Raw genomic sequence first — 25,780 nt, forward strand, 5'->3', positions numbered from 1 at the left:
AGTCCGGGGGAACCCCGGACTCCGCTACATCCGGCTCAGCGACGCCGCCGCGAACAGCACGTCCCGGATCGCCTCGCGGTCGCCGTCCTGTCCCGCGGCCGCCTCCTCCGGCGACACGTGGCCCGCGGCGAGGCGGCAGAACTCGACGCCGTCCAGCGCCACATGCGCCACCTCGTGCTCCCGCGAGCCGGTGGCCGCGGGGGAGTCGAGCGGGATGAGCCACTCGCCGCCGCCGAGCCCCTCGATCTCCAGACGCAGGCTGCGGCCCGGCGCGCCCGCCGCGACCAGGCGGCGCGGCGGGGTGGCGAGTCCGGAGCGGCGGCGCTCGGCGAGCGTGCCGGGGAGCAGCCGGGCGGCGAGGTCGATCATGCGGTGGAGGTGCCGGGGCGCGGGCGGCGCGTACGGATAGTCGACCGCGTCGGCGATGTCGCCCGCGTGGATCCAGCACTCGAAGGCGCGGTCCACCATCGAGTCCCGCAGCGGCAGCTCGATGGCCTGCTCCTGTTCGGGTCCTGTGCCGCCGGGGACGGGCACCGTTCCGTACGGCACGGGGAGGCGGCCGGAGCCCCCGCCCGCGAACGAGACGGTGCGGATCAGTTCGTGCGTCTGCTCGCGCCACGGGGTGCGGACCGCGCGGGTGGGCGGGAAGTGCGACGCCCGCCAGTACGCCTCCGTGCGGTGGGAGGGGTCCCGGGGGACCCTGACCTCCGGGCCGAGCGGGTCGTCGAGGCCGAGGGCGAGCCCGACCATGCCGTCGACCGCCAGGAGGTGCGAGATGACCCCGGCGACGGTCGTCTTCCTGCTGACGGGCCCTTCGTCGTCGAACCAGCGGAGCCGCACCGGCGCGTGCCATTCCGCGTCGCCGATGTCCTGCAGCAGGGCGTCGAGGCGCGCGGTCTCCGCGTCGTACGGAACGGCCCACTCCGGCACCGGGATGCGCGGCGGACGTCTGCCGAGGCAGCTCTCCAGGACGCGGGTGCGCAGGCCGGGGTCGAGGTCGAGGCTCTCCTCGGGGTGGAGCAGGCCGACGGCGTCGCGCAGCCGGAGCGCTTCCTCCGCGCACGGGCCGCAGTCGCCCAGGTGTTCCTCGACGGCGGTGGCCTCCTCCGCGGAGCAGGCGGCGAGTGCCCAGGCGCCGAGCAGGGATTTCAGGACGCGGTGCTCCAGGACGAGCGGCTCGGGTGCCGGCGGCGGGTCGGGCAGGGTCTGTCCGGTGTCCTCGACGGAGGCGCGCGGCAGCGGTATGCGCGGCGCGCGGCCGTCCGTGTGGTCCGCGCGGTCCCGGCGGTCGGGCTCTTCGTGCGGTCCGGGGCGGTCGGTGCCGGTCACAGCGCGGCTCCGGGGCCGGGCGAGGTGTCGTGGATGCGGGGGGCGGGCGGGGCGCCGGTGTCGTTGGCCGTGGAGAGGAGCTGCAGGCCGAGGCGGAGTCTGCGGCGGGCCTCGTCCTCGGTGACGCCGAGGTCGGCGGCCGTCTGGCGGTAGTCGCGGCGTTGGAAGTAGGCCAGCTCCAGGGCGGCGCGCAGCGGGGTGGGCATGGCCGTGACGATGTAGTCCGCGCGGGCGGCCGCGGAGGCGCGGCGGACCTTGCGCTCCAGGTCCTCCTTGGTGCCCTCGCCGCCGCGGGCGAGCGCCGCGGACTCGGTCTGGCGGAGCCGGTGCACGGCCCGTTGGTGGGTGAGCGTGGCGATCCAGGAGCGGAGCGGGCCCTGCCGCGGGTCGTACGCGTCGGGGTTCTCCCAGACGTGGCCGAAGACCTCGCGGGTGATGCGGTCGGCGGCGCTCTCGTCGCCGAGGACGCGGTGGGCCAGGCCATGCACCAGCGAGGCGAACCTGTCGTACAGCTCGCCCAGCGCGGCGGCCTCCCCGTGCGCGAGCCGCTGCTGCATGCGGCGGTCCCAGCGCCGCGGCGCGTCCTTCGGCATGCGGCCCCCTCGTGCGCTTGCCTCGTGCTGCTTCTGCTGCCTACTCGAACGGTACTTCGGGTTCCTGCCCTCTTCGAATGTAGTCGGCGCCGCTGACAGCGCACTCCTGTTTGCGGCAAAGCGCGCACTCCGCCGGAGGCCGGATGATATTGACGGCGGCCCGCTGGTGTTTCATGGGAGGCAGGTGGGGCAGCTGAAGCAGAACGAAACGTAAGGACTGCTTCCGGATCACACCGCAATCACTCCGCAGGCGCGGAGCAGGCAACGGCGAGCGAGAGGCGTGGCGCGTGACGCTCAAGGTGACCGTGGGCGAGCAGGAGGGCTGGGCCGTGCTGTGCGTCTCCGGCGAGATGGACCTGCTGACCTCGCCCGTGCTGCGTCAGCGCGTGCACGACGCTGTCGCCGACGGCCGCCGCCGCATCGTGCTCGACCTCTCCGAAGTGCTGTTCTGCGACTCCAGCGGCGTCGGCGTGCTGATCGCCACGCGCCGTCTCATCCGGTCCTTCCAGGGCAGGCTGCGGCTGATACTGCCCGCCAAGGGCGCCGAGGACGGCTCGCACGTGAACCGCGTCCTCGCGGCGCTCGGCGTACGCCGCCTCTTCGAGGTCTTCCCCGACGTGCCGGCGGCCCTGGACGACGGCGCCACCCCGCTCTCCGCGTAGGCCCTAGCCCACGTGCCGCTTCGCCGCGGCCACGAAGGAGTTGATGGCGTCGCGCGAGACGCGGCGCCGCTCGGCCAGCGCGTCCCTGTCGTCCGCCCGGTGCACGTCCGCCACGTGGTCGAGGGTCTCCCAGGCGAGCCGCACCAGTTCCTCGTCGTTGGTGAGCAGCTGCACGCGGAACAGCGCCTCCTGCGCGTCGGACCTCATCTCGTACGAACGGAAGCGCAACTCCTCGATCTCCTCGTGCCGGTTCTCCGCCCTGCTGAACCAGCGGTCGACCAGGATCCGCCGGTAGTTGACCAGTGCCCCGGCATACGCGCAGTACGCGTCTATGCGCTCCTGTCGCAGTTTCTCCCCGCGGGTGAACCGTTCCGTCCGCTCGATCGCCCTCCGCTGAAAGGAGTGGGTGAGCCCCGCACCCAGGAGAGTTCCCAGCACCGCTATGACACTTGCCGCCACCGCTTCCACGCAGCACAGTGCAGCACATCACACCCGTGGAACACTCTTGTCCCGGATTTCCGGCGGTCTTGACACAAGCACCGCTTTCCCGCCTCCGGGCGGCCGTCAGCACGTACGCTCGCAGCTGGGGAAACAGCCCCTGAACACGTACCCAACCGCGGAAGTGAGGCGGCCCGAAGATCATGGACAGTGCCGAGTACGAGCGTAGGATCGCGGCCCGGTTCGCCACCTTCGACCAGGACGGCAACGGCTACATCTCCCGTGAGGACTTCAGCACGGCGGCAGCCGCCCTGTGCGCGGAGTTCGACGCCACGGCGCGGTCCGAGAAGGGGCAGGCCCTCTACATCGGGGCCGAGGCGTTCTGGCAGGGCATGGCGGGGATCGCGGACCGTGACGGCGACCAGCGGATCACCCGCGACGAGTTCGTGGGCGGCGCGGTGAAGCGGCTGCGCGACAACCCGGAGCGGTTCGCGGAGATCGCGCGGCCGTTCCTGCACGCCGCGATCGGCGTCGCGGGCGCCGGCACGGACGGCACGGTGGCCCCGGCCGAGGCCGGGCGCGCGCTGAAGGCGCTGGGCGTGCCCGAGGACGTCGCGACCGCGGTGGCCGACGCCCTGGACGCGGACGGCGACGGCCGCGTCTCGGAGCAGGAGGTCGTCACGGCCTTCGCGCAGTACTTCACCGTTCCCGAGTAGCGGAGAAGCGCTCCCGCAGCTTGTACTTGAGGACCTTGCGCAGGGTCTCGTTGCGGGGAAGCGCCTCGACCAGCTCCAGTTGCTCCGGCAGCTTGTAGGTGGAGAGGCCTTCCCCGCGCAGGTACGAGGTGACCGCCTCCAGGGTCAACGTGCCGGTGCCCGCGCGCTGTTCGACGACCGCGCAGACGCGTTCCCCGCGTTCGGGGTCGGGCAGGCCGATGACGGCCGCCTCACCGACGGCCGGGTGCTGGTGGAGCAGATCCTCGATCTCCTTGGCGGAGATGTTCTCCCCCTTGCGGATGATGATGTCCTTCGCCCGCCCGGTGAGGACGAGATGGCCGGTCTTCCTGAGGTGGCCGAGGTCCCCGGTGATCAGGAACCCGTCGGCGTCGAAGACGTCCGCGCTCTGTGCCGGGTCCAGGTAGCCCCGGCAGACGGCCTCCCCGCGCAGCCGCACCTCGCCGTCCGTGTCGGGCGGCAGCTCGTTGCCGTCCGCGTCCGTGATGCGGATCTCCATGCCCTCGGGGGGCAGCCCTTCCGTCGTCGCGAGGTTCTCCGCCGTGTCGTCGGGGGCGCCCATGGTGATCATCGGCACCTCTGTCATGCCGTACCCGTGCGTGAGCTGACACCCGATCTCGCGTACCACCGCGTGGTAGACCTCCGGCGGCTTGGGCGCGCCGCCGCCCGCGAGCAGGCGCAGCGTCGGGATGACCTTCTGCCCTTCGGGCAGTTGGCGCTGTTCGGTGAGGAACATCGAGTAGAACGCCGTCGAGCCGCCCGCCACGGTCACGCCGTGGCGCCGGTAGCCGTCGAGCGACGCGGGCAGCGCGAAGTGCTCGAACATGACGGCGGGGAAGCCGTAGAGCAGCAGCATCACGGTGTAGTCGGGGCCCGCGATGTGGGCGAAGGGGAACGCCATCGAGCCGACGTCCGACGCGTCGAGACGCAGGGCGTGGGCCAGGCACGAGCCGCCCGCGATCAGTGAACGGTCGGTGTGCAGAACGCCCTTGGGGTCGGATGTGGTGCCCGAGGTCCAGTAGATCCAGCGCACCGCCGTGCCGTCGGAGGGCGGCGGGGGGAGCACGGCCGGGTCGGCCTCGGGCAGCGACGCGTACGCCTCGAAGACCTCGATCTCCCTCTCGCCCTCCGTGGTGAGTCGGCGGGCCATCTCCGTGTGGTCGAAACCGCGCCAGACGCCCGGCACGGCGAAGAACTCCGCCTCGGACTCCCGGAGTGCGTAGCCGACCTCGCGGTCCCGCAGGAAGGGGATCAGGGGCGACTGGACGGCGCCCAGGCGGGCGAGCGCGAAGGAGAGCAGGGCGGTCTCGATGCGGGTGGGCAGCTGCCAGGCGACGACCGTGCCGGGCCGTACGCCCCTCTCGTACAGTCCGGCGGCGACGCGCTCGGAGCGGTCCCGCAGCTCACCGAAGGTGAGCGTCCGGTCGGCGGAGGGCTCGGCGGCCGCCTCCACGAGGACGGGCCCCTCGGGGGTGAGGTCGGCGCGGCGCGCGATGAGCTCCCAGAGGGTGTTGGACTCTCCCAGTGCGTACGCGGTCTCGTTCACCGAGGTCCTCATGCGATCCCCTCCCGGGCGCACACCTCGACCTGACGCCTCGTCAGATCGTGCCGAGAGCGTAAGCCCCGGCGCCTTGTCGGTCCAGATGCGCGGGGCTAGCCTGCCGTCTGACGGGTCATCAGATACGGGTCGGACACCCCATGCCGTGTGACGACCGAGGCCGGAGGGACGCACCGCATGGACCTCACGTACACCGACGAGGAGGAAGCCTTCCGGGCCGGGCTGCGCGACTGGCTCTCGCTCGTGCTGCCCGAGCTCCCCGCCAAGCCCTCGCCCCAGGACTGGCCGGGACGCCGCGCCTACGACACCGCGTGGCAGCGCCTGCTGTACGACGCGGGCTACGGAGAGGTCCACTGGGACGCCTCCCCGACACAGCGCCTCATCTTCCTGGAGGAGACGGAAAAGGCGGGCGCCCCCTACGTAGGGGCCAATTTCGTGGGCCTGCTCCACGCGGGCCCCACCATCGCCTCCGAAGGCACGCCGGAACAGCGCGACCGGTGGCTGCCGCCCGTCCTGCGCGGCGACGAGGTGTGGTGCCAGGGCTTCAGCGAGCCCGACGCGGGATCCGACCTCGCGTCGCTGCGCACGCGCGCGTGGCGGGACGGCGACCACTACGTGGTGAGCGGCTCCAAGATCTGGACCTCCCACGCGGAGGTCGCCGACTGGTGCGAGCTCCTGGTGCGGACGGCACTCGTCAGCGAGGCCGTGCCGAAGCACCGGGGCATCACCTGGCTCGCGATGCCGATGGACGCCCCCGGCATCACCGTGCGGCCGCTGCGCACGCTCGCGGGGTCCACGGAGTTCGCCGAGATGTTCCTCGACGACGTGCGCGTCCCCGTGGCGAACCGGGTCGGCGAGGAGAACGACGGCTGGCGCGTGACGATGGTGACCCTGTCGTACGAGCGGGGCACCGCCTTCGTGGGGGAGGTGGTGGCCTGCCGGCGCGTCCTCGGCGAGCTGGCCCGCGAGGCCCGCGGGAACGGCCGCTGGGGCGACCCGGCGCTGCGGCGCAGGCTCGGCCGGCTGAGCGCCGAGTTCTCGGCGCTGTGGCGGCTCACGCAGTGGAACGTGAGCGAGGCGCAGCGCACCGGCGGCGTCCCCGGGGTGGGCGGCTCGGTCTTCAAGCTGCGCTACTCGCACGCGCGCCAGGAGCTGTACGACGCCGCCGCCGAGGTGCTCGGCGCGGGCTCGCTCGACCTCGCCCACGAGTGGACCCTCGACCGCCTCTCCTCGCTCTCGTACACGATCGCCGCGGGGACCTCGCAGATCCAGCAGAACATCGTGGCCGAGCGCATCCTCGGCCTCCCGAAGGGCCGGTGAGGGTTCGCGTGGACTTCCAACTCGACGACGACCAGCGGGCCTTGCGGGCCGGCATGCGACAGCTCCTGGAGGGCCGGTTCTCGCTGCGGGATGCCACGGACCGGCTCGACCGCGCGCTCTGGCGCGAGCTGGGGGAGGCGGGCTTCTTCTCCCTCGCGCTGCCCGAGGCGGAGGGCGGGGTCGGACTGGGGCTCCCGGAGGCCGTGTTGGTCTTCGAGGAGGCGGGGCGGGTGCTGCTGCCCGGGCCCGCAGTCGCGACGTTCCTTGCGGCGGGGGTGGTGCCCGGCGCCGCGACGGGGGAGGCCGTGGTCACCGCGGTCGACGGCGCGCTGGTGCCGTGGCTGGACGAGGCGGACGTGGTCCAGGGCGAGGCGGCCGGCGCCGTCCCCCTGCGGTCCGTCGACCCGCTGACACCGCTGCACCGCGTTCCGGACGCGGGCGGCCTCGACCGCGGGGCGCTTCTCTATGCGGCGGAACAGCTCGGCAGCGCCGTACGCACCTGCGAGACGGCCGTCCAATACGCACGGCGACGCAAGCAGTTCGGGCAGCCGATCGGCGCGTTCCAGGCGGTGAAGCACCTCTGCGCGCAGATGCTCGTACGCGCCGAGCTCGCCCGCGCCGCGGTGTACGCGGCGGCCGTCACCGGGGACCGCCTGGACGCGTCCGCCGCCAAGCTGCTGGCCGACGACGCGGCCGTGCGCAATGCGCGGGACTGTCTTCAGGTGCACGGCGGCATGGGGTTCACCTGGGAGTCGGACGTCCATCTGCACCTCAAGCGGGCCTGGGTGCGGGCGGAGCTCGGGAGGTCGGCGCGGGCCGCCGAGGAGGAGCTCGCCGAGGCGCTCATCGAGGCTCCCTGAAAAATTGGTCTGTCCGATATCGTGCGCTTTGCCCGTTGTTTCGTCCCTCTGGTGCCGCCCGGACGGGGACTACTCAGCGTCGATATCGGGTTGTGTCCTACGCGTGACTCGTCACGGCACGGAGTCGGTGTCCGGCTCGGGTACCTTGTGTGAGATGCGAGTGGTCCTGAGGCCGAACCATGCCGGAGTTGCCCATGTGGTGGCGCCGGATCCGGCGATGCGCACCGCTCGCGGCGCAGGGCGGGGCTCGGCCGCCGCCTGTTCGACCCCCCACGGTGCGCGTCGCACAGTATGCAGTACGCGTACTCCTTCGCGCTGGAATATGCCCGAAGCGCTTGTTGGGGTGACTGAACGTCAATCATGCTGTCTCCCAAGGGGATCACGTTCGGTGACCCTGTGGAGTCGCGAGGCGATGTGTCCGCCGGTTCGGATGGTGTGAGCGGTGCAGGTGCTTCAAGTTCAGCTGGAGGTCGGGGCCGATCCCGCGGAGGTGGGGCGGGCCAGACGATGGGCGCGGTCCAGGCTCGCGGGCTCCGGGATAGAGGCCGATGAGCCGGTCGCCGAGACGCTGATCCTGCTGATCTCGGAACTCGTCACCAACGCCGTTGTGCACACCGGCTGTCCGGCTGTGCTGCGCATGCTGCTCCCGCGCGTCCTCGCCGACGCCCCCGGGACGGTCAGGGTCGAGGTGGCCGACAGGAGCGCCCGTCCGCCCGCCCAGCGGCACGCGGACGGCGACGACACCAACGGCCGCGGCCTGGAGCTGGTCGACGGCCTCGCCGACCGCTGGGGCTGGCAGCCCGAGGGTGCGGGCAAGAGCATCTGGTGCGAGGTCGACCGGTGCGAGCCGGGCGTCGCGGCGGTGGAGTTCGAGGGCACGACCCACGACGGGCAGGCGTACGACGGACAGGCCTGTGCGGGACAGGGCTACGGACAGGCCCACGACGAGGCGGCCTGCGCTCCGTCGGTGCGCGGCTCGGCGGGCAGCCTGGTGCAGGACCCCGCGCACGGTCCGGCCCGCCATCTGGCGTACGGGGACCTGGCGCATGGAGGCCTCGCGCACGGGCCGACGGCCTGCGACGCGACGACGCCTCTCGGGGTGACCGCGTGCGACGGCGCGGCGCACGAGAGGGCGCTCCGCAGCCGGGTGGCTTTCGGGGACGTGGACATCGCCTACGAAGCGGTGTGACGCTGTCCGCTCGTCCGGCGCGAGGCCTGAGAGCCCGCATGCGCCGTCCTGTGCTGCTGTGCGCGCTCCCGTGCGCTGGCGGGGCAAAAGGGGCGTAGTTCATTAATCCCCGACACGGTGTTGACGTACCGTGCCCGAATGATCACGCTTGTGGGCAGCGATTCGCCGTGAGGGGACGTCGAGGGCTCGCAGGCGCGGTGCAGCAGGCGCGGTGCCGCAGGTCCTTGGCGCAACGTGAGTCGCCCTTTCAAAGCCGGTCGGCGGCGTGCGTGGTGGCGTACTGGGGGCGACATCCGACGCGCCGCCTTCCGTGCAGGACCGTCGAGGTCGATTGCGGCCGGTTCCCCCCCGGTCGCGCTCGCGCGGGGTCAGAGGATGGCGACCGGCGCCACCGGAGTGCCCGTGCCGCCTGTGAACGGCTCCGGCATCGCGCACAGCAAGAAGGCGTGGCGGGAGACTTCTGCACAGGCTGTGGACAAGTTCTCCAGATTCCAGTTCTGTCCCTGGATCATCCCCATCTCGACGAGGTGGAGCGCGTGCACGGGCAGCCACAGGTTCTCGATCTCCGGCGGGAAGATCTCGAAGGTCAGGGTGTCGTTCGCGACCGCCGCGACGTCCCGCGCGTGGAACCACTCGGGCGTGCGGACCGAGAGGCCGGGGGACGGATGGCCGTACGCGTGCTTGTCGCCCGCGAGATAGACCTGCATCTGCCCCGTGCGCACGAGCACGATGTCGCCCGCGCGGACCGTGACACGCCCGAACTCCGCCGCCTCGTCCAGGTCTTCGGGCGTGACCGCGTGGTCCCCCGGCAGGCGGTCGAGCCCTTTGGCGCGGGCCACGTCCAGGAGGACGCCGCGCGAGACGACGTGCCGGGCCTTGTCGATGCCGCTGAAACGCGCGCCCGCGTGAGCCGTGATGGTGTCCGCGGAGCGGCCGTTGTAGATCTTCCCCGAGTGCGAGGCGTGAGTGAGGGCGTCCCAGTGGGTCGCCGTCTGCAGCCCCATCGTCACGGCGTCGTCGCTGGTGGCGACGGTGCCGGGTCCGAAGAGCTCCTGGTTGATCTGCACCATGGTGTGCAGCGGGTTCACGCGCCCGGGGATCAGGCCGGTCTGTACGCCGTCCTCCTTGAGCGGCAGCGCGAGCGGGACGCGGCGGCCGGTGCGGACTTCCGCGGATGCGGCGCGTACGACGTCGTCGGTGATGAGGTTGAGCGTGCCGATCTCGTCGTCGGCGCCCCAACGGCCCCAGTTCGAGACGCGTTTGGCGATGTCGTGGAACTCGGGAGGGAGGGCCGGGGGCGGCGTTTCTTCGACTGGCATGGTCTGGGTCCTCCACGGGGGTTGTCTTCCGGCATCTGACGGGTCATAAAATCTAACGGTCCGTCAGAAACCGCGGGAAGGGGCCGGACGTGGGGAACTTCTTGGCAGGCAAGGTGGTCGCCGTGACCGGCGCCGGGCGCGGCATCGGCAGGGCCGTCGCCCTGGCCGCGGCGGCCGAGGGGGCGAAGGTCGTCGTCAACGACTACGGCGTCTCCATGGAGGGCGGCGAGCCGGCCAGCGAGGTGGCCGACGCCGTGGTCAAGGAGATCCAGGCCGCGGGCGGCCAGGCGGTCGCCGTCGCGGACGACATCTCGACCATGGCGGGCGGGCAGCGCATCGTCGACGTGGCGCTCGCCGAGTACGGGCGGGTGGACGGCGTGGTGTGCGTCGCCGGGATCCTGCGCGAGCGGATGCTGTTCAACATGTCCGAGGAGGAGTGGGACCCGGTGGTCGCCACGCACCTCAAGGGCACGTTCACGGTGTTCCGCGCGGTGTCCGCGGTGATGCGGAAGCAGGGCTCGGGCACGCTGATCGGCTTCACCAGCGGCAACCACCAGGGCTCGGTCGCGCAGGCCAACTACAGCGCGGCGAAGGGCGGGATCATCTCGCTGGTGCGGAGCGCGGCGCTGGGGCTGCACAAGTACGGGGTGACCGCGAACGCGGTGGCGCCCGTCGCCCGTACGCGGATGTCGGCGAACGTGCCGATGGAGCTCAAGGAGATCGGCGAGCCCGAGGACGTCGCCGCGCTCGTCACGTACCTGCTGAGCGACCGTGCACGCGACGAGAAGATCACCGGCCAGGTCTACACGATCGCCGGCCCCAAGATCGCGGTCTGGGCACAGCCGCGCGAACTGCGTGCGGGGTACGCGGAAGGGGCCTGGACCCCCGAGAAGATCGCGGACTTCCTGCCCGGAACGGTCGGCACCGATCCGATGCCGTTGCTGACACAGCTGGAGGCGATGGCCAAGGCGGCGGCGGGGAGGGAGCGGCCCAACGCGTGAGGTGGAGGTGGGCTGGGTCGGGCCGGACTGGGCTCGGCTGGGGTGGTGGGAGGGTGGTGGGCTGATGGAGTTCGGGTTCGGGGCCGAGGACGAGGCGTTCCGGGCGGAGGCGCGGGCGTGGCTCGCGGAGCACCTCACCGGGGAGTTCGCCGCCGCGGTGGGGCGGGGCGGGCCCGGCAGCGAGCACGAGGGCGGTGCGCAGCGGCGGGCCTGGGAACGGGAGTTGGGGCGCGGGGGGTGGATCGGGCTCGGCTGGGATGCGGGGGCGGGCTCCGGTGCTGGTGCCGGAGCCGGAGCGCCTGCCGGTGCCGGTGCCAGTGCCAGTGCCGGTGGGTGTGTGGGTGCGTATGGGAACCGGCGGGCCACCTTGACCCAGCAGGTGGTCTGGGCCGAGGAGTACGCGCGCGTGCGGGCGCCCGGGCGGTACGGGCACATCGGCGAGAACCTGCTCGCCCCGACGCTCCTCGCGTACGGGAGCCGGGAGCAGCGGGACGAGTTCCTGCCGCCGATCGCGCGGGGTGAGACGCTGTGGTGCCAGGGGTACAGCGAGCCCGGGGCCGGGTCCGATCTCGCGGGGGTGCGGACGCGGGCGGAGCGGGACGACGCGGGCGACTTCCTGGTGACCGGACAGAAGATCTGGACGTCGCTGGCGCACGAGGCGGACTGGTGCTTCGTGCTGGCGCGTACGGGGGGCGGGACGCGGCCCCACGAGGGGTTGTCGTTCCTGCTCGTGCCCATGGACCAGCCGGGGCGTGTCGAGGTCCGGCCCATCCGGCAGCTGACCGGGACGAGCGAGTTCAACGAGGTCTTCTTCGACGGTGCACGCGCGCGTGCGGCCCATGTGGTGGGCGGCGTCGGCAACGGGTGGCGGGTCGCCATGGGGCTCCTCGGCTTCGAGCGGGGCGTGTCCACGCTGGTGCAGCAGATCGGGTTCGCGGAGGAGCTGGCGGCGGTCGTACGGGAGGCCGTGGCCGGCGGGGCGGTGGACGACCCGGTGGTGCGGGATCGGCTGGTGCGGCAGTGGGGGGAGCTGCGGGTGATGCGGTGGAACGCGTTGCGGACGTTGGGCAGTGCGGGTGCGGGTGCGGGTGCCGGTGTGGGGGCGGCGGGCGTCGTCGGGGTCGGCTCGCCCAGTGTGGCCAAGTTGCTCTGGGGGCGGTGGCATCAGCGGCTCGGGGAGCTGGCGATGGCCGTACGGGGGGCGTCGGCGGCGGTCGGGCCGCGCGACTGGTGTGTGGATGCTCCTTATGAACTCGACCCTCTGCAACGGCTGTTCCTGTTCAGCCGTGCCGACACCGTGTACGGCGGCTCGGACGAAGTGCAGCGGAACATCATCGCCGAGCGCGTGCTCGGTCTGCCGAGAGAGGCCAGGGGGCCTCGGTGAGGGGTGCGGGATGAGGGGCGTTGTCTTCGACGGGGCGCGGGTCGAGGTCGTCGACGATCTGGAGATACGTGCTCCGGGGCCCGGGGAGGTGCTGGTCGCGGTGGCGGCGGCCGGGCTGTGCCACAGCGACCTGTCGGTGATCGACGGGACCATTCCGTTTCCGCCGCCGGTGGTGCTCGGGCACGAGGGCGCGGGTGTCGTCGAGGCGGTGGGGGCCGGGGTGGTGCACGTGGCGCCCGGGGACCACGTGGCGCTGTCCACGATCGCCAACTGCGGCACGTGCGGGGAGTGCCATCGGGGCCGGCCGACGATGTGCCGGAAGGCCATCGGGACGCCCGACCAGCCGTTCACGCGCGGCGGCAAACCGGTCTACCAGTTCGCGGCGAACTCGTCCTTCGCGGAACGAACGATCGTGAAGGGCGTGCAGGCGGTCAAGATCCCGGACGACATTCCGCTGACCTCCGCGGCGCTGATCGGGTGCGCCGTCGTGACGGGGGTGGGCGCGGCGCTGAACCGGGCGAAGGTCGACCGGGGCGACTCGGTGGTGGTGATCGGTACGGGCGGGATCGGGCTCAACGTGTTGCAGGGGGCGCGGATCGCGGGGGCGGGGGTGATCGTCGCGGTCGACGCCAATCCGGAGAAGGAGGCGGTGGCACGGCGCTTCGGTGCGACGCACTTCTTCGCGTCGACGGAGGGGGCGCGGGAGGTGTTGCCCCACGGGGTGGACCACGCGTTCGAGTGCGTGGGGCGGGTCGAGCTGGTGCGGGAGGCGGTGGATCTCCTGGACCGGCATGGCCAGGCCGTGCTGTTGGGGATGCCGGGGGCGACGGCGGAGGCGTCGTTCGTGGTCGCGTCGATGTTCCTGGACAAGTCGATTCTGGGCTGCCGGTACGGGAGTTCGCGCCCGCAGCGGGATTTCGCGCTGTACGCGGAGCTGTACAGGAACGGTCGCCTGCTCTTGGACGAACTGGTGACGGCGACGTACCCGGTGGAGGACTTCGAGGTGGCGGTGGGGGACGCGAAGGCGGGGAGGGTGGCGCGGGGGGTCCTCACGTTCTGAGAGCTGGGTCTCGCGGGTCCCTCCGCCCCCTCCGCGCGGAAAAGCGGGGGACCCCGGGACCCGCCCCTTCGCTCCCTCCACGCGGAAAAGCAGGGGAACCCCGGGTGGGCGGGTCGGTAGGTTCGAGGGGTGGGGTATTCGGCGGTCAGGTCATGGGACGTGGTGCGGTGGGGCGTTGTCGCCGTGGGGGCGCGGATGCCCGTCGCGGCGGCGCCGCTCGCGCTGGTGTTTCTCGTACGGGAACGGCCCGGTGGGTACGTGCTCGGTGCCGCGCTCGCCGCCGCGTACGTCGTGGGGGAGATCATCGGTGCCCCGGTTCTGGGCATGCGGATCCGGGCGGAGCGGGCGCGGGGCGCGCTGGCCGTGGGGCTGGGGGTCGGTGGTCTCGCCTTCGCGGGGCTCGGGGTGCTGCACGGCGCCCACCCCATCGCACTCGGCGCCTGCGCTTTCGTCGCCGGTGCCGCCCCCGCCGCCGCCCCGGGCGCCCTCCGCACCCTGTTGACGAGCATCGTGCCGGAGACGGCCGTCGCCCAGGCACTGGCCGTCGAGTCGATGCTGACGTTCGCCATCTGGGCGGTCGCCCCCGCCGCCGTCACGGGGCTCGCCCTGGGGGTCTCCCCGGCGCTGCCGCTGCTCCTGGCGGGCCTGCTGATGACCGGCTCCGTCGCGGGGCTCTGGATGCTGCCCGCCGGGTGGCAGGCGGACGCCGACGACCGCGGCGGTGAGTCCATGACGCGGATCCTCGCGCGGGCCTGGCCGCTGTTCGTGACGGGCGCGGCGAGCCTGTCGATGCTGGCGCTCGCCGAACTCGTGCTGCCCGCACTGCTGGAGCAGCGCGGCATCGACGTCGGCTGGGCGGGCCCGCTGCTGGTGGCGCTCGCGGCCGGCTCGGCGGTGGGATCGTTCGTGTACGGGCTGCGTCGCTGGCCGGGGCGGCTGCGTACACAGAGCATGGTGCTGATGTTCGGCGTCTCCGGATGTCTCGCCCTCGTCGCCGTGCTGCCCGGCGTGGCCTGGCTGTTGGTCGCGCTCGCAGCCGCCGGCGTGCTGCAGGCGGGCGTGATGCTGACCCGGAACCTGTCGCTGCGCGAGGCGCTGCCGCCCAGCGCGCTCGCCGCGGGCTACTCGGTGATGTACGCGGCCGTCGGCGCCGGCTACGCGGCCAGTGGGTCCCTGGCCGGCGGCCTGCTGAGCGTCGTGTCGCCGTCCACGGCGATCCTGGCGGGCGTGGGGCTCGGTCTCGTCCTCACGCTGGTGGGGGTGGCGGGGGAGGTGAAGCCCGGGGCGGCGGGGGACGCGGGGGCGGACTCAGGGCGTGGGGACGTTGCGGAACGTTCGGCGGTAGGCCGTCGGTGTGACCCCTAGCGCGGCCTGAAGGTGCTGCCGCATCGACTGCGCCGTCCCGAAGCCCGCGTCCGCCGCGACCTGGTCGACGGAGAGATCCGTCGATTCGAGGAGGTGCCGTGCCCGCTCCACGCGCTGCTGCGTCAGCCACTGTCCGGGACTGACGCCCACCTCCTCGCGGAACCGCCGCGTGAACGTGCGGACCGACATCGACTCCTGTGCGGCCATGTCGCGCAGCTGCAACGGCCGGTCGAGCCGCCCCAGCGCCCAGGCACGTGCCGCGCGCGTGGTGGCCACCTGCGGTTCGGGCAGCGGGCGGTGGATGTACTGGGCCTGACCGCCGTCCCTGTGCGGCGGTACGACGGTACGGCGGGCCACCTCGTTGGCGACGGCGGTGCCGTGGTCACGACGTACGACATGGAGACACAGGTCGATGCCCGCGGCCACGCCCGCCGACGTGAGGACGTCGCCGTCGTCGATGAACAGCACGTCGGCGTCGACCTCGACCCGGGGGAAGAGCCGCTGGAAGTGGTCGGCGGACGACCAGTGCGTGGTGGCGGGCCGGCCGTCCAGGAGGCCCGCGGCGGCCAGTACGTATCCACCCGTGCAGATGGCCATCAGGCGCGTCCCCGGCCTGATGTGAGCCAGGGCGGCGGTGAGTTCGTCGCTGAGGCGGCCCTCCTCGTACACGGGGCCCAGCTCGTACGACGCCGGGATCACGACCGTGTCCGCGGTGGCCAGCGCCTCGGGCCCGTGCTCGACGACGATCGCGAAGTCGGCGTCCGTGCGGACGGGGCCCGGCGGACGGACCGAGCAGGTCACCACCTCGTACAACCGTCGCCCCTCCGGAGTGCGCGCCCCCTTGAAGATCCGTTGCGGAATGCCCAGTTCGAAGGGGATCACGCCGTCCAGGGCGAGGACGACGACGCGGTGGCGCCCCTCGGGGACGGGTGAGGTGGCTGCGTCGGCGGCTGAATCGGCCATGGCCCGATCCTAGCGAACACTGTCCCTCGGGCCACTCGTTCGAGCGCGGACGATTTTCGATCCTTATGACGTGACCCAGACAACCGAGACGCCCGCGCCCGCTGCCGGGGACGGCGGCTCCACGCCGCCGGACGCGGCCAGGCGCCGTACTCCCCGTATCCACCGCGCATGGTTCGTCGCCGCCGTCACGTTCGTGACGATCATCGGCGCCGCCGCGTTCCGTTCGCTCCCCGGGCTGCTCTTCGACCCGCTGAAGGAGGACTTCGGCTGGTCGCGCGGCACCGTCGGCCTCGCGGTCTCCGTCAATCTCGCGCTGTACGGCCTCACCGCGCCGTTCGCCGCCGCGCTCATGGACCGATTCGGCATCCGCAAGGTCGTCGCGGTCGCGCTGGTCGTGATCGCTTTCGGCTCGGGTCTGACCGTGTGGATGAACTCCGCGTGGCAACTGCTGCTGTGCTGGGGGCTGCTCGTCGGGCTCGGGTCGGGCTCGATGGCGCTCGCCTTCGCGGCCACCGTCACCAACCGGTGGTTCACCGAGCGGCGCGGGCTCGTCAGCGGCATCCTCACCGCGGCATCCGCATCAGGACAGTTGGTCTTCCTGCCGCTGCTCTCCTGGATCGTGGAGACGTACAAGTGGCGGCCGGCCGCCGTGACGGTCGCGCTCGCCGCCCTCGCGGTCGTCCCGTTCGTCTGGCTGCTGCTGCGGGACCACCCGGCGGACGTCGGCCTGAAGCCGTACGGCTCGCCGGAGTTCGTGCCGAAGCCGCCGCCCGTCCCGGGCGCGGCACGGCGTGCGATCACCGTGCTGCTCAAGGCTGTTCGCACCGGCCCGTTCTGGCTGCTCGCCGGGTCCTTCGCGATCTGCGGCGCCTCGACGAACGGGCTCATCCAGACCCACTTCGTGCCCGCCGCGCACGACCACGGCATGGGGGTGCGGGCCGCGGCCTCCCTGCTCGCCGTCATCGGGATCTTCGACATCGTCGGGACGGTCGCGTCCGGCTGGTTCACGGACCGCTTCGACTCGCGGCGCCTGCTCGCCGTCTATTACGCGCTGCGCGGCGTCTCGCTGCTCTTCCTGCCGATGCTGCTCGCGCCGGACGTCCGGCCGCCGATGATCTTCTTCATCGTCTTCTACGGCCTGGACTGGGTGGCCACCGTCCCGCCCACGCTGGCGCTCTGCCGCGAGCAGTACGGCGAGGACAGCGCGATCGTCTTCGGCTGGGTGCTCGCCTCGCACCAGGTGGGCGCGGGTCTCGTCGCGTTCCTCGGCGGCGTGGCGCGGGACGTCTTCGGCTCGTACGACGTGATCTGGTACGCCTCGGGGGCGCTGTGCGCGGCGGCGGCGCTGATGGTGCTGGTGATCCGGCGGGCCCGGACGGTACCGGTGGCGGCCGCCGTCAGCGGGTGAAGCGGCCGAACGTTCCCCGGTGGAACAGGAGCGGGTCGGCGTCGTCCTCGGTCGCGCCGAGGGCGTCCACGCGGCCGATGACGATGAGGTGGTCGCCTCCGGCGTGCACGGCCTGGACCGTGCAGTCGACCCAGGCGGGCGCCCCGGCGAGGCGCGGCGATCCGGACACCGGCGCCGCGTCGTACGCCACTCCGGCGAACTTGTCCGCGCCGCTCACCGCGAAGCCCCGGCACAGGTCGCCCTGGTCGGCGCCCAGGATGTTGACGCAGAAGACACCGGCGCGCGCGATGCGCGGCCACGTCGTCGACGTACGCGCCACCATGAACGAGACCAGGGGCGGGTCCAGGGAGAGCGAGGCGAAGGACTGGCAGGCGAAGCCCGCGGGTCCGCCGTCCTCGTCGGACGGGGACGTGATCACGGTGACGCCCGTCGCGAAGTTGCCGAGCACGCGCCGGAACTCGCTTCTGTCGAGCGGCGCCCGCTCGTCGTCGCCGACCGCGCGCAGCTGAGGGCGCGGTAGGGCGTCGACGGGCGCCGTCGTGGTGCGGGCCCCGACCGACCTGAGGTATCGAACAGCGGTGGCCGCCATTCCTGCGTGTCCCATCACGCCGTCCATTGAACCTGACGGGGCGTCAGATGTGAACCCCGTGGCCGCGGCTTCTGCCCAGCGGGGCGGCTTCCGGGTGCGGATCCGTTGGGGCTGGGCGCGCAGTTCCCCGCGCCCCTGGAGGGGCATCGGCGTTACCGTGTGCGCGCGGCGTCAGTGGCCTCGGTACGTGGGTGTGCGGCGTTCGACGAAGCTCGCCACGCCCTCCCTCGCGTCCGCCGTCGTCATGTTGATCTCCTGCGCCGCGGCCTCGGCCGCGAAGGCCGTCGCGCGGTCCGCCTCCAGGGACGCGTTGACCAGCTGTTTCGTCAGGGCGATGGCGCGGGTCGGGCCGACCGCGAGGCGTTCCGCCCACTCCCGTGCCGCTTTCTCCAACTCCTCCACCGGTACAACGCGGTTGACGAGCCCCATCCTCTCCGCGTCGGCGGCCGGCACCGCGTCGCCGAAGAACATCAGCTCCTTGGCCCGCTGCGGGCCGATGAGCCGCGGCAGCAGATACGCGCCGCCGCCGTCCGGCACGAGCCCGCGGCGTACGAACACCTCGATGAACCTGGCGTGTTCGGCGGCGATGACGAGGTCGCAGGCGAACGCGAGGTGGGCGCCGATGCCCGCCGCGGTGCCGTTCACCGCGGCGATCACCGGCTTCTCGCAGTCGAGGACCGCCGATACGAGCCGCTGGGCGCCCCGCTTGATGGTGCGCGCGACATCACCCGCCACGCGCTCCTGCCCGGCCGTGGCGGGGGCGCCGCGCAGGTCCGCGCCCGCGCAGAAGCCCTTGCCGACAGCGGTGATCACGACGGCCCGGACGTCGGGGTCGGCGGAGGCTTCGCCGAGCAGCGCGATGACGCGTTCGCGCTGCTCCCAGGTGAGGGCGTTCATGGCTTCGGGACGGTTGAGCGTGATCCACGAGACCCCGTTGTCAGTGGTGTGCCGTATCAATGTGGTGAGGGGGTCGACGGCGGGGTCGGGGTCGGGGGCACGGCCGGGTGCGTGGGTGTTCGGTTCGGTTTCGGGGGCGGGGGAGGCGGTCATGGGGGAGTGGCTCCGTTTCGGGTGGGTGTGGGCGCGGGTGCGGGTGCGGGTGTGGGCGCGGGCGCGTGATCGGGTGCGGGTGCGGGATCGCGTGCGTGCGTACGTGGAGCATGCGCGGCGCCGGGCGTGCGGGCGCGTGCGGCCCCGGCCCGACCGGAACCGCGCGTGGTGGTCCGGGGGCCGGGTCCGGGCCCTGATCGCCGGGGGTGGGCTACTGGCAGACGGCGAGCGCGTCGAGTGCGACGGCCCCCTGCCCCCGCGGCAGCACCATCAGCGGATTGATGTCCAACTCCGCGATGTCGTCCCCGAGTTCAAGCGCCATCCGCTGCACCCGCAGCACGACTTCGACGAGCGCGTCGATGTCGGCGGGCGCCGCGCCCCTGACCCCGTCGAGCAGCGCCCGGCCGCGCAGCTCCGACAGCATCGCCTTCGCCTGGTCCTCCCCGAAGGGCGGCACCCGCACGGCCGCGTCCCGCAGCACCTCGACGAGTACGCCGCCGAGCCCCACCGTCACCGTCGGCCCGAACAGCGGGTCCTGCGTGACGCCGACGACCATCTCGACGCCCCGCTCGATCATCTGGCAGACCAGAATGCCGTCGAGCGCGACGCCTTCGTAGCGGGCGATGTCCGTGAGTTCCCGGTAGGCGTCCCGCACCTGGCTCGCCGAGGTCAGGCCGATCTTCACCAGGCCCAGCTCGGTCTTGTGCGCGAGCTGCGCCCCCGAGGCCTTCATGACGACCGGGTAGCCGACGAGCCCGGCCGCCCTGACGGCCGCCGCCGCGCTGGTCACCAGCTGCTCGCGCGGCACCCTGATCCCGTACGCACGCAGCAGCTGCTTCGCCGCGTGCTCGCTGAGCTGCTGGCCCGGCCGCATCAGGGCCTGGGCCTTGCGGAAGGACGGGGAAGGGGTGCGCGGCGCCTCGTCGAACGGCGAGCGGTAGTGAGCGGTGAAGCGGTGGTGGTCCAGATAGGCGCGCACCGCCGTGATGCAGTTGGCGAAGGTGCGGAAGGTCGCGACGCGCGAGGAGCCGAGGAGCGTCGTGCGGTAGGCCTCCTCGGTGCCGACCGGCGAGCCCCACACCACGCACACCAGCTTGTCCGTCTGCTCCGCCGCGTCCGCCAGGTCCTGCGCGAGCTTGTCGCTCATCGGCGGGAAGGGGCCGGTGATCGGGCAGATCAGCACCCCCACCTCCGGCTCGTCCAGGATCGCGTCGATGATCTTCCGCCCGCGCCAGTCGCCGACGGGGTGCCCGCCGTTGTCGACGGGGTTGGCCACGTTCAGGTACTCGGGTATCCACTGGTGGAGCTCCGCCTGCCGGTCGGCGGAGAGCGTGGGCAGGGACAGGCCGGCCTCGGTCGCCAGGTCCGAGAAGTGCGCGCCCGTGCCGCCCGAGATCGAATACACGACGACGCCGTCGGCCTTCGGCCTGCGGGCCCGCGCGAGGAGGGCGGAGGTGTCCTGGAGCTCGTCGAGCCCGTCGACGCGGATCACGCCGAACTGCCGCATCGCCGCGTCCACCACGGTGTCGGCGCCGGTCAGCTTGCCGGTGTGTGAGGCGGCCATGCGGGCGCCGGTCTCGGTGCGGCCGACCTTCACGGCGACGACGGGCACCCCGCGGCGGGCCGCCCGGTCGGCGGCGAGCAGGAAGGCGCGGCCGTCCTTGAGGCCCTCGACGTAGCAGGCGATGGCGCCGACCTCGGGGCGCTCGGCGAAGTAGGAGATGAAGTCGGCGGTCTCCAGGTCGGCCTCGTTGCCGGTGGGTGCCCAGTGGGAGAGGCGTATGCCGAGCTCCTGGAGGGTGAAGACGGGGCGGCCCTGGTGGCCGGATTGGGTGATGAGCGCGATGGCGGGTCCTTCGAGGTCCTCGCGGAACTTCTCGAAGGCGTTCAGATTGGTGTTGGGGCCGAGCAGCCTGAGGCCCGAGCGCTGGACGGCGGCCGTGAGCCGTTCCTGGGCGGCCGCGCCCTCCTCGCCGGTCTCGGCGAACCCGGAGGCGAAGGCGACGGCGAACCGTACCTTCTCCTCGGCGAGTTGCTCGATGACGGGCAGGGGGTCGCCGACCAGCAGGACGGCCAGGTCGACCTGTTCGGGCAGGTCGGCGACGGAAGGGAAGCAGGGGATGCCGAAGACCGACTGACGGGTGGGGTGCACGGGGTGCAGGCGCGCGCCGACGCGTTCGGCCCAGGCGATGAGCTGCCGGGTGATGCCGGTGTTGGGGCGCCCCTCGGCGTCCGACGCGCCGACGACGGCGACGGAGGCGGGGCGGAAGAAGCGGTCGAGGTCGGGTACGCCCGCGTACAGCGGCCGGCCGCTGACGTCGAGGTCGTCCGCCGTGACGGCCCTGCCGTGGACGGCGTTGGGAGGGAGTTCGCCGCAGGCCACAACATGGGCGCGGCGGGGGTCGGTGGTGAAGGTGCCGTGAGTCGATCCAAGCATCGGTCCGCCCGCTCCTGTGTGACAGCACTTACCTGACGCTTTACCTGACGCATAGTCAGATTACTGAACTGACGCTTCGTCAGGAATGGTGCTGCGCGTAAAGGCTGTACGGGCTGCGGCGGCGGGGCGGGTGGGTGTGCTCGTGCGTCCCGTACACGGAAGCGCAGAATCCGTGCGGTGCCAAGGTGGCGAATTGGCCGCGGGCCCCGTTGGGGGGGAGGGGGGGAGGGGTGGGTGGGGGCTCGGGGACTTCTCTTCGGGTGCGGGCCGGTTCGGGCTGGGCGCGCAGTTCCCCGCGCCCCTGAAGGCGCGCCCTTCGGGCGGCCTTCCCCGCGCCTCTGAAGGCGCGCGCTCTCGGGCGGCCTTTCCCGCGCTAGCGGGCTATCGCCTTGGCTATCTTTTCGGCGTCTCGCGCGAGTTCGCGGAGCATGCCGCTGATGGGGTTGGTGAAGCCGGTGAAGTACAGGCCGGGGGAGTGCTTCGGGGTGCGGCGGCCGTGGTGCGTCGGGCGGCCGCGGGGGTCGAGGAGGCCGAGGTCGCCGACGAGCCCTTCGAGGGCGCGCCGGTAGCCGGTCGCCGCGATGACGACGTCGGGGGCGATCCTCGTGCCGTCGGCCAGGGCGACCTTGCCGTCCTCGAACGACTCGACGGCCGCGACCGGCTCGACCCGCCCCTTGCGCACGGCGTCGATCAGGCCGACGTCCTGCACCGGGATCGCGCCCTGCTTGGCGCGGGAGTACAGGCCGGTGTCGGGTCGGGGCAGCCCGCGTGCCGTGAGGTCGGGTACGCCGACGCGTGCGATGGGCCGCGCGAGGCGGTCCACCAGGGCGGCCGGCAGCCTGCGGCACAGGATGCCGGTGCGCTGGGCGGGCCAGCCCAGCGTGGAGCGGCGCACGATGTGCGGGGCGGTGCGCACCGCGAGGCGGACCCGGGCGGCGCCGCCCTCGGCGAGGTCGACGGCGATCTCGGCGCCGGTGTTGCCGACGCCGACGACCAGGACGTCCTTGCCGGTGTACGGGCGGGGGTTGCGGTAGTCGGAGGCGTGCAGGAGCTCGCCGGTGTAGGTGTCGCGGCCGGGCCAGTCCGGGAGGTGGGGCGTGTGGTTGTAGCCGGTGGCGACGACCACCGCGCTGCCCGTGAGCTCCCGTCCGCCGGTGGCGCGCAGCAGCCAGCCGGTGCCGTCGTCGGTGCGTTCCAGGCCGGTCACCTCGACGCCGGTGACGACGTCGAGCTGGTGGTGCTCGGCGTACTTCTCCAGGTAGCGGACCACGTCGTCGCGCGACACCCAGCGGCCGAACGCCCGCGGGATGGAGAGCCCGGGCAGGGCGGAGAGGCGGCGTGTGGTGTGCAGGTGGAGGCGGTCGTAGTGGCCGCGCCAGGAGGCGCCGACGTGGTCGGCCTTCTCCAGGACGACCGCGCGGACACCGCGTGCGCGCAGGGCCGCCGCGGTGGCGAGACCGCCGGGGCCGCCGCCGATGACGTACACGGGGCGGTCGTGCGCGAGCGTAAGCGGAGGGGTCGAGTCGGCCATGACTGGAGAGTAACCGCGTGATTACTTGATGGGTGACGGTCAAGTCCGAAAGCGATTGCGAATTGATCACGGGTGTGCGGGATGTGTGTGCGGGGCGGCTCAGCGCTCTTGCGGACCTGGTGGCCCGTACGTTGAACTGACGTACCGTCAGGATCATGTCGGTGGCGACCACGGGGCGCCGGGCACGGCTTTGGCCGGTTCTCTTCCCCTCCCTCTCCTCTTCCTCTTTCCCATCCGCTTCCCTTCCGCGATCGGACGCCTCTCATGAGTACGCAAAGGTCGAGCACGGAGCAGCCGAGTACGCGCGTCGAGCCGCGCTTCGACCTTCCCGAGGTCGACGCCTTCACCCGGCCCTACTGGGACGCGGCCGCCGAGGGGCGGTTGCTGGTGCGCCGCTGCGGGGCGTGCGGGGCCGCCCACCACTACCCGCGCGAGTTCTGCCCGCGCTGCTGGAGCGAGGACGTCTCCTGGGAGGAGGCGAGCGGCAGCGCCACGCTCTACACGTGGTCGGTCGTCCACCGCAACGACCTCCCGCCGTTCGGCAGTCGCGTCCCCTACGTCGCCGCCGTCGTCGACCTCGCCGAGGGGCCCCGGATGATGACGGAGGTCGTCGAGTGTGAGGAGGGGGCGTTGCGGATCGGGATGCCGCTGTGCGTGACCTTCCGGAACGCGGTGGAGGCGGCGGAGGGAGTGGAGGGGGTGGCGGTCCCCGTGTTCCGGCCGTGCGCCCTTTGACCGACGGAAAGACGGGCCATTCGAAGACGTGATGCCGGGGCGTAATTCGGAGGCGGCGGCGGGAGGGGTGCGGGAGCATGGCCCATGTCCTCCTCAGAGACTTCGTTGACGACTCCCTTGGCGACTCCTGTGACCGCGCCCGCCCCGCAGGCGCCTGTGCCCAAGCCTCCCCTGACACCCCCGGACCCGTCGCGTGCCGCCTGGTGGCCGACCACCGACCTCGACGGGTTCCTCGTCCGCGCCGGGGAGTTCCTGCACTCCGCGCCCGCCCTGAACACCGTGCTGCTCAGCGTCACGGAGACGCTGCGGGAGCGGGGGCTCCAGGCGTACGGGGAGGGGGCGCCCCTCTTCGGTACGTACGCCGATGCCGACGGCACCGTCCGCGGCGCCTTCTTGTGGACCCCTCCGCACCGAGTGTCCGTCAGCGCTGTCGGCCCCGAGGCCGCCGACTCCCTCGCCCTGCTCCTCGCCGACTTCGGCCCGGACCTGCCCGGCGTCGCCGCCGAGCGGGCCACGGCGGAAGCGTTCGCCCGGTCCTGGCGGCAGCACACCGGGGCCTCGGCCGCCCTCGGCATGCGCCAGCGCCTGTACCGGCTCGACACCCTCACCCCGCCCGAACCCGCCCCGCCCGGTCGCGACCGCGTGGCCACGGAGGCGGACCGCGACCTGCTGGCGCGCTGGTACGAGGAGTTCTGCGAGGCGCTCGGCGAACGCCCCGGCATGGCGCCGCACGCGTGGGCAGACTCCCGCATCGTCTACGGAGGCGCCACCGTCTGGGAAACCCCCGACGGCACACCGGTCGCCATGGCCGGCGCCACGCGGCGCGTCGCGGGCCAGGTCCGCGTCGCCCCCGTCTACACCCCCGCCGACCTCCGGGGCCGCGGCTACGGCGGCGCCGCCACCGTCGCGGTCACCCGGGCCGCCCTCGACGCGGGCGCGGTGGAGGTCCTGCTCTTCACGGACCTGGCCAACCCGACGAGCAACCGCCTCTACCAGCGCCTCGGCTACCGGCCGGTCGGGGACTTCGCCCAGTGGGACTTCACCCGGCGGGACTTCACGGCCACAGCAACTCCCTGACCCAGCCGTCGCCTTCCTCGCCCCTCCGGTACCGGAGCCGTACGTGGCGGCGGCGCGCGTCCCCCTGGAAGAACTCAACCTCCACGGGGTCGAGGACGTACAGCGTCCACGTCGGCGCGTCCGCGTCCGGCTCCGCCCGCGCGCGCTCCCAGGCGGCCGCGGACGACGCCTCCAACTCCTCGTACGACCCGAGCACGTCGCTCTGTCGTCCGACCAGCGCCGCCGCCAGCGCGCCGGTCGACCGGGCGTGCAGGTCGGCGAGGCTCTCGGCGTGCGGTGCAATGGTGACCGCGCCCCTGACCCGGATCTGGCGGCCCTGCGCCGCCCAGTAGAAGTGCAGGGCGGCCTCCGGGCGGGCCGCGAGCTGGCGGCCCTTCACGCTGCTCGCGTGCGTGGCGAAGTGCCAGCCATGCCCGTCCGCGTCGTGCAGCATCACCGTCCGTACGTCAGGACCGCCGTCCTCGGCGACCGTCGCCAGCTGCATCGTGTGCGGCTCGGGCTGCCCGGCGGCCACCGCCTCCGCGAACCACGCGTGGAAGAGGGGCAGCGGCTCGGCCGGGGCGCGTGCGGGGTCGCGTGCCGCGTCGAAGGCGGGGAGCTCGGTGTCCCAGACCTTCTGCGACCGGAGCAGCGTACGGAAGGTTTCCTGCTGGGGCGCGGGTGAAGTCATGCGTCGATTGTGGCGCGGGCCGCTGACGACTTCGTTCACTCCGGTTCTCCGACCAGCTGCGCCATCAGTACGCCGTGCAGCAGCTCGCCGTCCACGAACACTCCCTCCTGTGGCGGTCCGCACCGCCAGCTCAGGGGAAAGGTGTTGCCGTGCGGCGCCGGGACGCCGACGTACTGGTCCCGTGCGGCGGGCCCGAGACACGTGGCCCCCGGCGGCCAGTCGAAGTCCTTGCTCGTCCCCGGCGCCAGCAGGAAGTAGTTCCAGCGGCCCCCCGACACCTCGCGGATGACGGGGCCGGGGTCGCCCTCCGTGAGTGTGGCGAGGTGGTGCAGGACGGCCTCCCCGCGTACGCCTCTGACCCGGATGGCGTCGAAGTGTACGCCGGTGAGACGAAGTTGGAGGCCGGAGGCGGGTACCCAATCAGGGGTGCGTTCTGTCGTCATGACTACGAGGTTCGGGGTGACTGCGTAGCGTGACCAGAGGCGCAGGGGACACATCGGCAGGGCGT

23 protein-coding genes and 1 pseudogene are annotated in these 25,780 nt (G+C 72.6%); 12 read left to right on the forward strand and 12 right to left on the reverse strand.

The genetic code is table 11. The features are described 5' to 3' along the window. Positions 1-24: 24 nt before the first annotated feature. Both DEJ48_RS22215 and DEJ48_RS22220 read right to left on the reverse strand, forming a co-directional pair. Positions 25-1,329: a zf-HC2 domain-containing protein gene (locus DEJ48_RS22215; protein ID WP_150217846.1), complete on the reverse strand. Its 1,305-nt coding sequence runs from the start codon at positions 1,327-1,329 to the stop codon at positions 25-27. Further along, entirely contained in the window at positions 1,326-1,922 is a 597-nt protein-coding gene (locus tag DEJ48_RS22220) for a sigma-70 family RNA polymerase sigma factor (RefSeq protein WP_150217847.1), read from the reverse strand. The genes DEJ48_RS22215 and DEJ48_RS22220 overlap by 4 nt, the downstream gene beginning before the upstream one ends. 287 nt (positions 1,923-2,209) lie before the next feature. Between DEJ48_RS22220 and DEJ48_RS22225 the strand changes: the two genes are divergently transcribed. After that, complete coding sequence (locus DEJ48_RS22225; protein ID WP_150169152.1) at positions 2,210-2,584, forward strand: STAS domain-containing protein; 375 nt, start codon at positions 2,210-2,212, stop codon at positions 2,582-2,584. A gap of 3 nt (positions 2,585-2,587) precedes the next feature. Here the strand turns inward: DEJ48_RS22225 and DEJ48_RS22230 are convergent, their stop codons facing one another. Then, complete coding sequence (locus DEJ48_RS22230; RefSeq protein ID WP_223832149.1) at positions 2,588-3,022, reverse strand: hypothetical protein; 435 nt, start codon at positions 3,020-3,022, stop codon at positions 2,588-2,590. Between the two features lie 203 nt (positions 3,023-3,225). On the opposite strand from DEJ48_RS22230, the gene DEJ48_RS22235 reads away from it, so the two are divergent. Then, positions 3,226-3,738, forward strand: a complete 513-nt coding sequence (locus DEJ48_RS22235; RefSeq protein WP_150217849.1) for an EF-hand domain-containing protein — start codon at positions 3,226-3,228, stop codon at positions 3,736-3,738. Here DEJ48_RS22235 and DEJ48_RS22240 read toward each other — a convergent pair. Beyond that, on the reverse strand, positions 3,722-5,302 hold the full coding sequence (locus DEJ48_RS22240; RefSeq protein WP_150221311.1) for a class I adenylate-forming enzyme family protein: 1,581 nt from the start codon (positions 5,300-5,302) through the stop codon (positions 3,722-3,724). The genes DEJ48_RS22235 and DEJ48_RS22240 overlap by 17 nt on opposite strands. 189 nt (positions 5,303-5,491) lie before the next feature. On the opposite strand from DEJ48_RS22240, the gene DEJ48_RS22245 reads away from it, so the two are divergent. The 3 genes and pseudogenes from DEJ48_RS22245 to DEJ48_RS22260 form a co-directional block, all read left to right on the forward strand. Next, complete coding sequence (locus tag DEJ48_RS22245) at positions 5,492-6,634, forward strand: acyl-CoA dehydrogenase family protein (RefSeq protein ID WP_150217850.1); 1,143 nt, start codon at positions 5,492-5,494, stop codon at positions 6,632-6,634. Between the two features lie 8 nt (positions 6,635-6,642). Continuing rightward, positions 6,643-7,494 carry an acyl-CoA dehydrogenase family protein gene (locus DEJ48_RS22250; RefSeq protein ID WP_150217851.1) on the forward strand — a complete coding sequence of 284 codons (852 nt, stop codon included), beginning with the start codon at positions 6,643-6,645 and terminating at the stop codon, positions 7,492-7,494. A gap of 442 nt (positions 7,495-7,936) precedes the next feature. Further along, a pseudogene (locus DEJ48_RS22260) lies at positions 7,937-8,344 on the forward strand (ATP-binding protein); the annotation flags it as partial. Positions 8,345-9,051: 707 nt separating this feature from the next. Here the strand turns inward: DEJ48_RS22260 and DEJ48_RS22265 are convergent. Continuing rightward, on the reverse strand, positions 9,052-10,002 hold the full coding sequence (locus tag DEJ48_RS22265) for a cyclase family protein (protein WP_150217852.1): 951 nt from the start codon (positions 10,000-10,002) through the stop codon (positions 9,052-9,054). Between the two features lie 89 nt (positions 10,003-10,091). On the opposite strand from DEJ48_RS22265, the gene DEJ48_RS22270 reads away from it, so the two are divergent. The 4 genes from DEJ48_RS22270 to DEJ48_RS22285 all read left to right on the forward strand — a co-directional run bounded on the left by DEJ48_RS22270 (position 10,092) and on the right by DEJ48_RS22285 (position 14,812). Continuing rightward, on the forward strand, positions 10,092-11,003 hold the full coding sequence (locus tag DEJ48_RS22270) for an SDR family NAD(P)-dependent oxidoreductase (RefSeq protein WP_150217853.1): 912 nt from the start codon (positions 10,092-10,094) through the stop codon (positions 11,001-11,003). Between the two features lie 64 nt (positions 11,004-11,067). Then, complete coding sequence (locus tag DEJ48_RS22275; protein ID WP_150217854.1) at positions 11,068-12,387, forward strand: acyl-CoA dehydrogenase family protein; 1,320 nt, start codon at positions 11,068-11,070, stop codon at positions 12,385-12,387. Positions 12,388-12,397: 10 nt separating this feature from the next. Continuing rightward, positions 12,398-13,447, forward strand: coding sequence for an alcohol dehydrogenase catalytic domain-containing protein (locus DEJ48_RS22280; protein ID WP_150217855.1), 1,050 nt, complete (start codon positions 12,398-12,400; stop codon positions 13,445-13,447). Positions 13,448-13,576: 129 nt separating this feature from the next. After that, positions 13,577-14,812, forward strand: coding sequence for an MFS transporter (locus DEJ48_RS22285; protein ID WP_150217856.1), 1,236 nt, complete (start codon positions 13,577-13,579; stop codon positions 14,810-14,812). Here DEJ48_RS22285 and DEJ48_RS22290 read toward each other — a convergent pair. Then, positions 14,756-15,775 (reverse strand): GlxA family transcriptional regulator, encoded by a 1,020-nt coding sequence (locus DEJ48_RS22290; RefSeq protein WP_150217857.1) that lies wholly within the window; start codon positions 15,773-15,775, stop codon positions 14,756-14,758. The genes DEJ48_RS22285 and DEJ48_RS22290 overlap by 57 nt on opposite strands. A gap of 70 nt (positions 15,776-15,845) precedes the next feature. On the opposite strand from DEJ48_RS22290, the gene DEJ48_RS22295 reads away from it, so the two are divergent. Further along, entirely contained in the window at positions 15,846-17,183 is a 1,338-nt protein-coding gene (locus DEJ48_RS22295) for an MFS transporter (RefSeq protein ID WP_150217858.1), read from the forward strand. Here the strand turns inward: DEJ48_RS22295 and DEJ48_RS22300 are convergent. The 4 genes from DEJ48_RS22300 to DEJ48_RS22320 form a co-directional block, all read right to left on the reverse strand. Continuing rightward, positions 17,173-17,787 carry a flavin reductase family protein gene (locus DEJ48_RS22300; RefSeq protein WP_223832150.1) on the reverse strand — a complete coding sequence of 205 codons (615 nt, stop codon included), beginning with the start codon at positions 17,785-17,787 and terminating at the stop codon, positions 17,173-17,175. The genes DEJ48_RS22295 and DEJ48_RS22300 overlap by 11 nt on opposite strands. Positions 17,788-17,943: 156 nt before the next feature. After that, positions 17,944-18,822: an enoyl-CoA hydratase/isomerase family protein gene (locus DEJ48_RS22305; protein WP_150217860.1), complete on the reverse strand. Its 879-nt coding sequence runs from the start codon at positions 18,820-18,822 to the stop codon at positions 17,944-17,946. Positions 18,823-19,033: 211 nt separating this feature from the next. After that, positions 19,034-21,259: an acetate--CoA ligase family protein gene (locus tag DEJ48_RS22315; protein WP_150217862.1), complete on the reverse strand. Its 2,226-nt coding sequence runs from the start codon at positions 21,257-21,259 to the stop codon at positions 19,034-19,036. 373 nt (positions 21,260-21,632) lie between these two features. Then, positions 21,633-22,790 carry a flavin-containing monooxygenase gene (locus DEJ48_RS22320; protein ID WP_150217863.1) on the reverse strand — a complete coding sequence of 386 codons (1,158 nt, stop codon included), beginning with the start codon at positions 22,788-22,790 and terminating at the stop codon, positions 21,633-21,635. 264 nt (positions 22,791-23,054) lie between these two features. Between DEJ48_RS22320 and DEJ48_RS22325 the strand changes: the two genes are divergently transcribed. Together DEJ48_RS22325 and DEJ48_RS22330 are read left to right on the forward strand one after the other, a co-directional pair. Further along, positions 23,055-23,525 carry a Zn-ribbon domain-containing OB-fold protein gene (locus DEJ48_RS22325; protein ID WP_150217864.1) on the forward strand — a complete coding sequence of 157 codons (471 nt, stop codon included), beginning with the start codon at positions 23,055-23,057 and terminating at the stop codon, positions 23,523-23,525. 156 nt (positions 23,526-23,681) lie between these two features. Further along, complete coding sequence (locus DEJ48_RS22330; RefSeq protein WP_223832151.1) at positions 23,682-24,602, forward strand: GNAT family N-acetyltransferase; 921 nt, start codon at positions 23,682-23,684, stop codon at positions 24,600-24,602. On the opposite strand, the gene DEJ48_RS22335 is transcribed toward DEJ48_RS22330, so the two are convergent. Both DEJ48_RS22335 and DEJ48_RS22340 read right to left on the reverse strand, forming a co-directional pair. Continuing rightward, positions 24,580-25,272: a pyridoxal 5'-phosphate synthase gene (locus DEJ48_RS22335; RefSeq protein WP_150217866.1), complete on the reverse strand. Its 693-nt coding sequence runs from the start codon at positions 25,270-25,272 to the stop codon at positions 24,580-24,582. The two genes, DEJ48_RS22330 and DEJ48_RS22335, sit on opposite strands and share 23 nt — an antisense overlap. A 35-nt stretch (positions 25,273-25,307) precedes the next feature. Continuing rightward, positions 25,308-25,715, reverse strand: coding sequence for a hypothetical protein (locus DEJ48_RS22340; protein WP_150217867.1), 408 nt, complete (start codon positions 25,713-25,715; stop codon positions 25,308-25,310). Positions 25,716-25,780: the final 65 nt, after the last annotated feature.

It is taken from the genome of Streptomyces venezuelae, assembly GCF_008642315.1.
Taxonomy (GTDB): domain Bacteria; phylum Actinomycetota; class Actinomycetes; order Streptomycetales; family Streptomycetaceae; genus Streptomyces; species Streptomyces venezuelae_D.

Coding starts and splice junctions, on each gene's coding strand:
- DEJ48_RS22220 (WP_150217847.1), bottom strand. CDS start 1,922: ATGCCGAAGGACGCGCCGCGGCGCTGGGACCGCCGCATGCAGCAGCGG.
- DEJ48_RS22235 (WP_150217849.1), top strand. CDS start 3,226: ATGGACAGTGCCGAGTACGAGCGTAGGATCGCGGCCCGGTTCGCCACC.
- DEJ48_RS22245 (WP_150217850.1), top strand. CDS start 5,492: ATGGACCTCACGTACACCGACGAGGAGGAAGCCTTCCGGGCCGGGCTG.
- DEJ48_RS22265 (WP_150217852.1), bottom strand. CDS start 10,002: ATGCCAGTCGAAGAAACGCCGCCCCCGGCCCTCCCTCCCGAGTTCCAC.
- DEJ48_RS22275 (WP_150217854.1), top strand. CDS start 11,068: ATGGAGTTCGGGTTCGGGGCCGAGGACGAGGCGTTCCGGGCGGAGGCG.
- DEJ48_RS22280 (WP_150217855.1), top strand. CDS start 12,398: ATGAGGGGCGTTGTCTTCGACGGGGCGCGGGTCGAGGTCGTCGACGAT.
- DEJ48_RS22290 (WP_150217857.1), bottom strand. CDS start 15,775: ATGGCCGATTCAGCCGCCGACGCAGCCACCTCACCCGTCCCCGAGGGG.
- DEJ48_RS22300 (WP_223832150.1), bottom strand. CDS start 17,787: ATGGGACACGCAGGAATGGCGGCCACCGCTGTTCGATACCTCAGGTCG.
- DEJ48_RS22305 (WP_150217860.1), bottom strand. CDS start 18,822: ATGACCGCCTCCCCCGCCCCCGAAACCGAACCGAACACCCACGCACCC.
- DEJ48_RS22315 (WP_150217862.1), bottom strand. CDS start 21,259: ATGCTTGGATCGACTCACGGCACCTTCACCACCGACCCCCGCCGCGCC.
- DEJ48_RS22320 (WP_150217863.1), bottom strand. CDS start 22,790: ATGGCCGACTCGACCCCTCCGCTTACGCTCGCGCACGACCGCCCCGTG.
- DEJ48_RS22325 (WP_150217864.1), top strand. CDS start 23,055: ATGAGTACGCAAAGGTCGAGCACGGAGCAGCCGAGTACGCGCGTCGAG.
- DEJ48_RS22335 (WP_150217866.1), bottom strand. CDS start 25,272: ATGACTTCACCCGCGCCCCAGCAGGAAACCTTCCGTACGCTGCTCCGG.
- DEJ48_RS22340 (WP_150217867.1), bottom strand. CDS start 25,715: ATGACGACAGAACGCACCCCTGATTGGGTACCCGCCTCCGGCCTCCAA.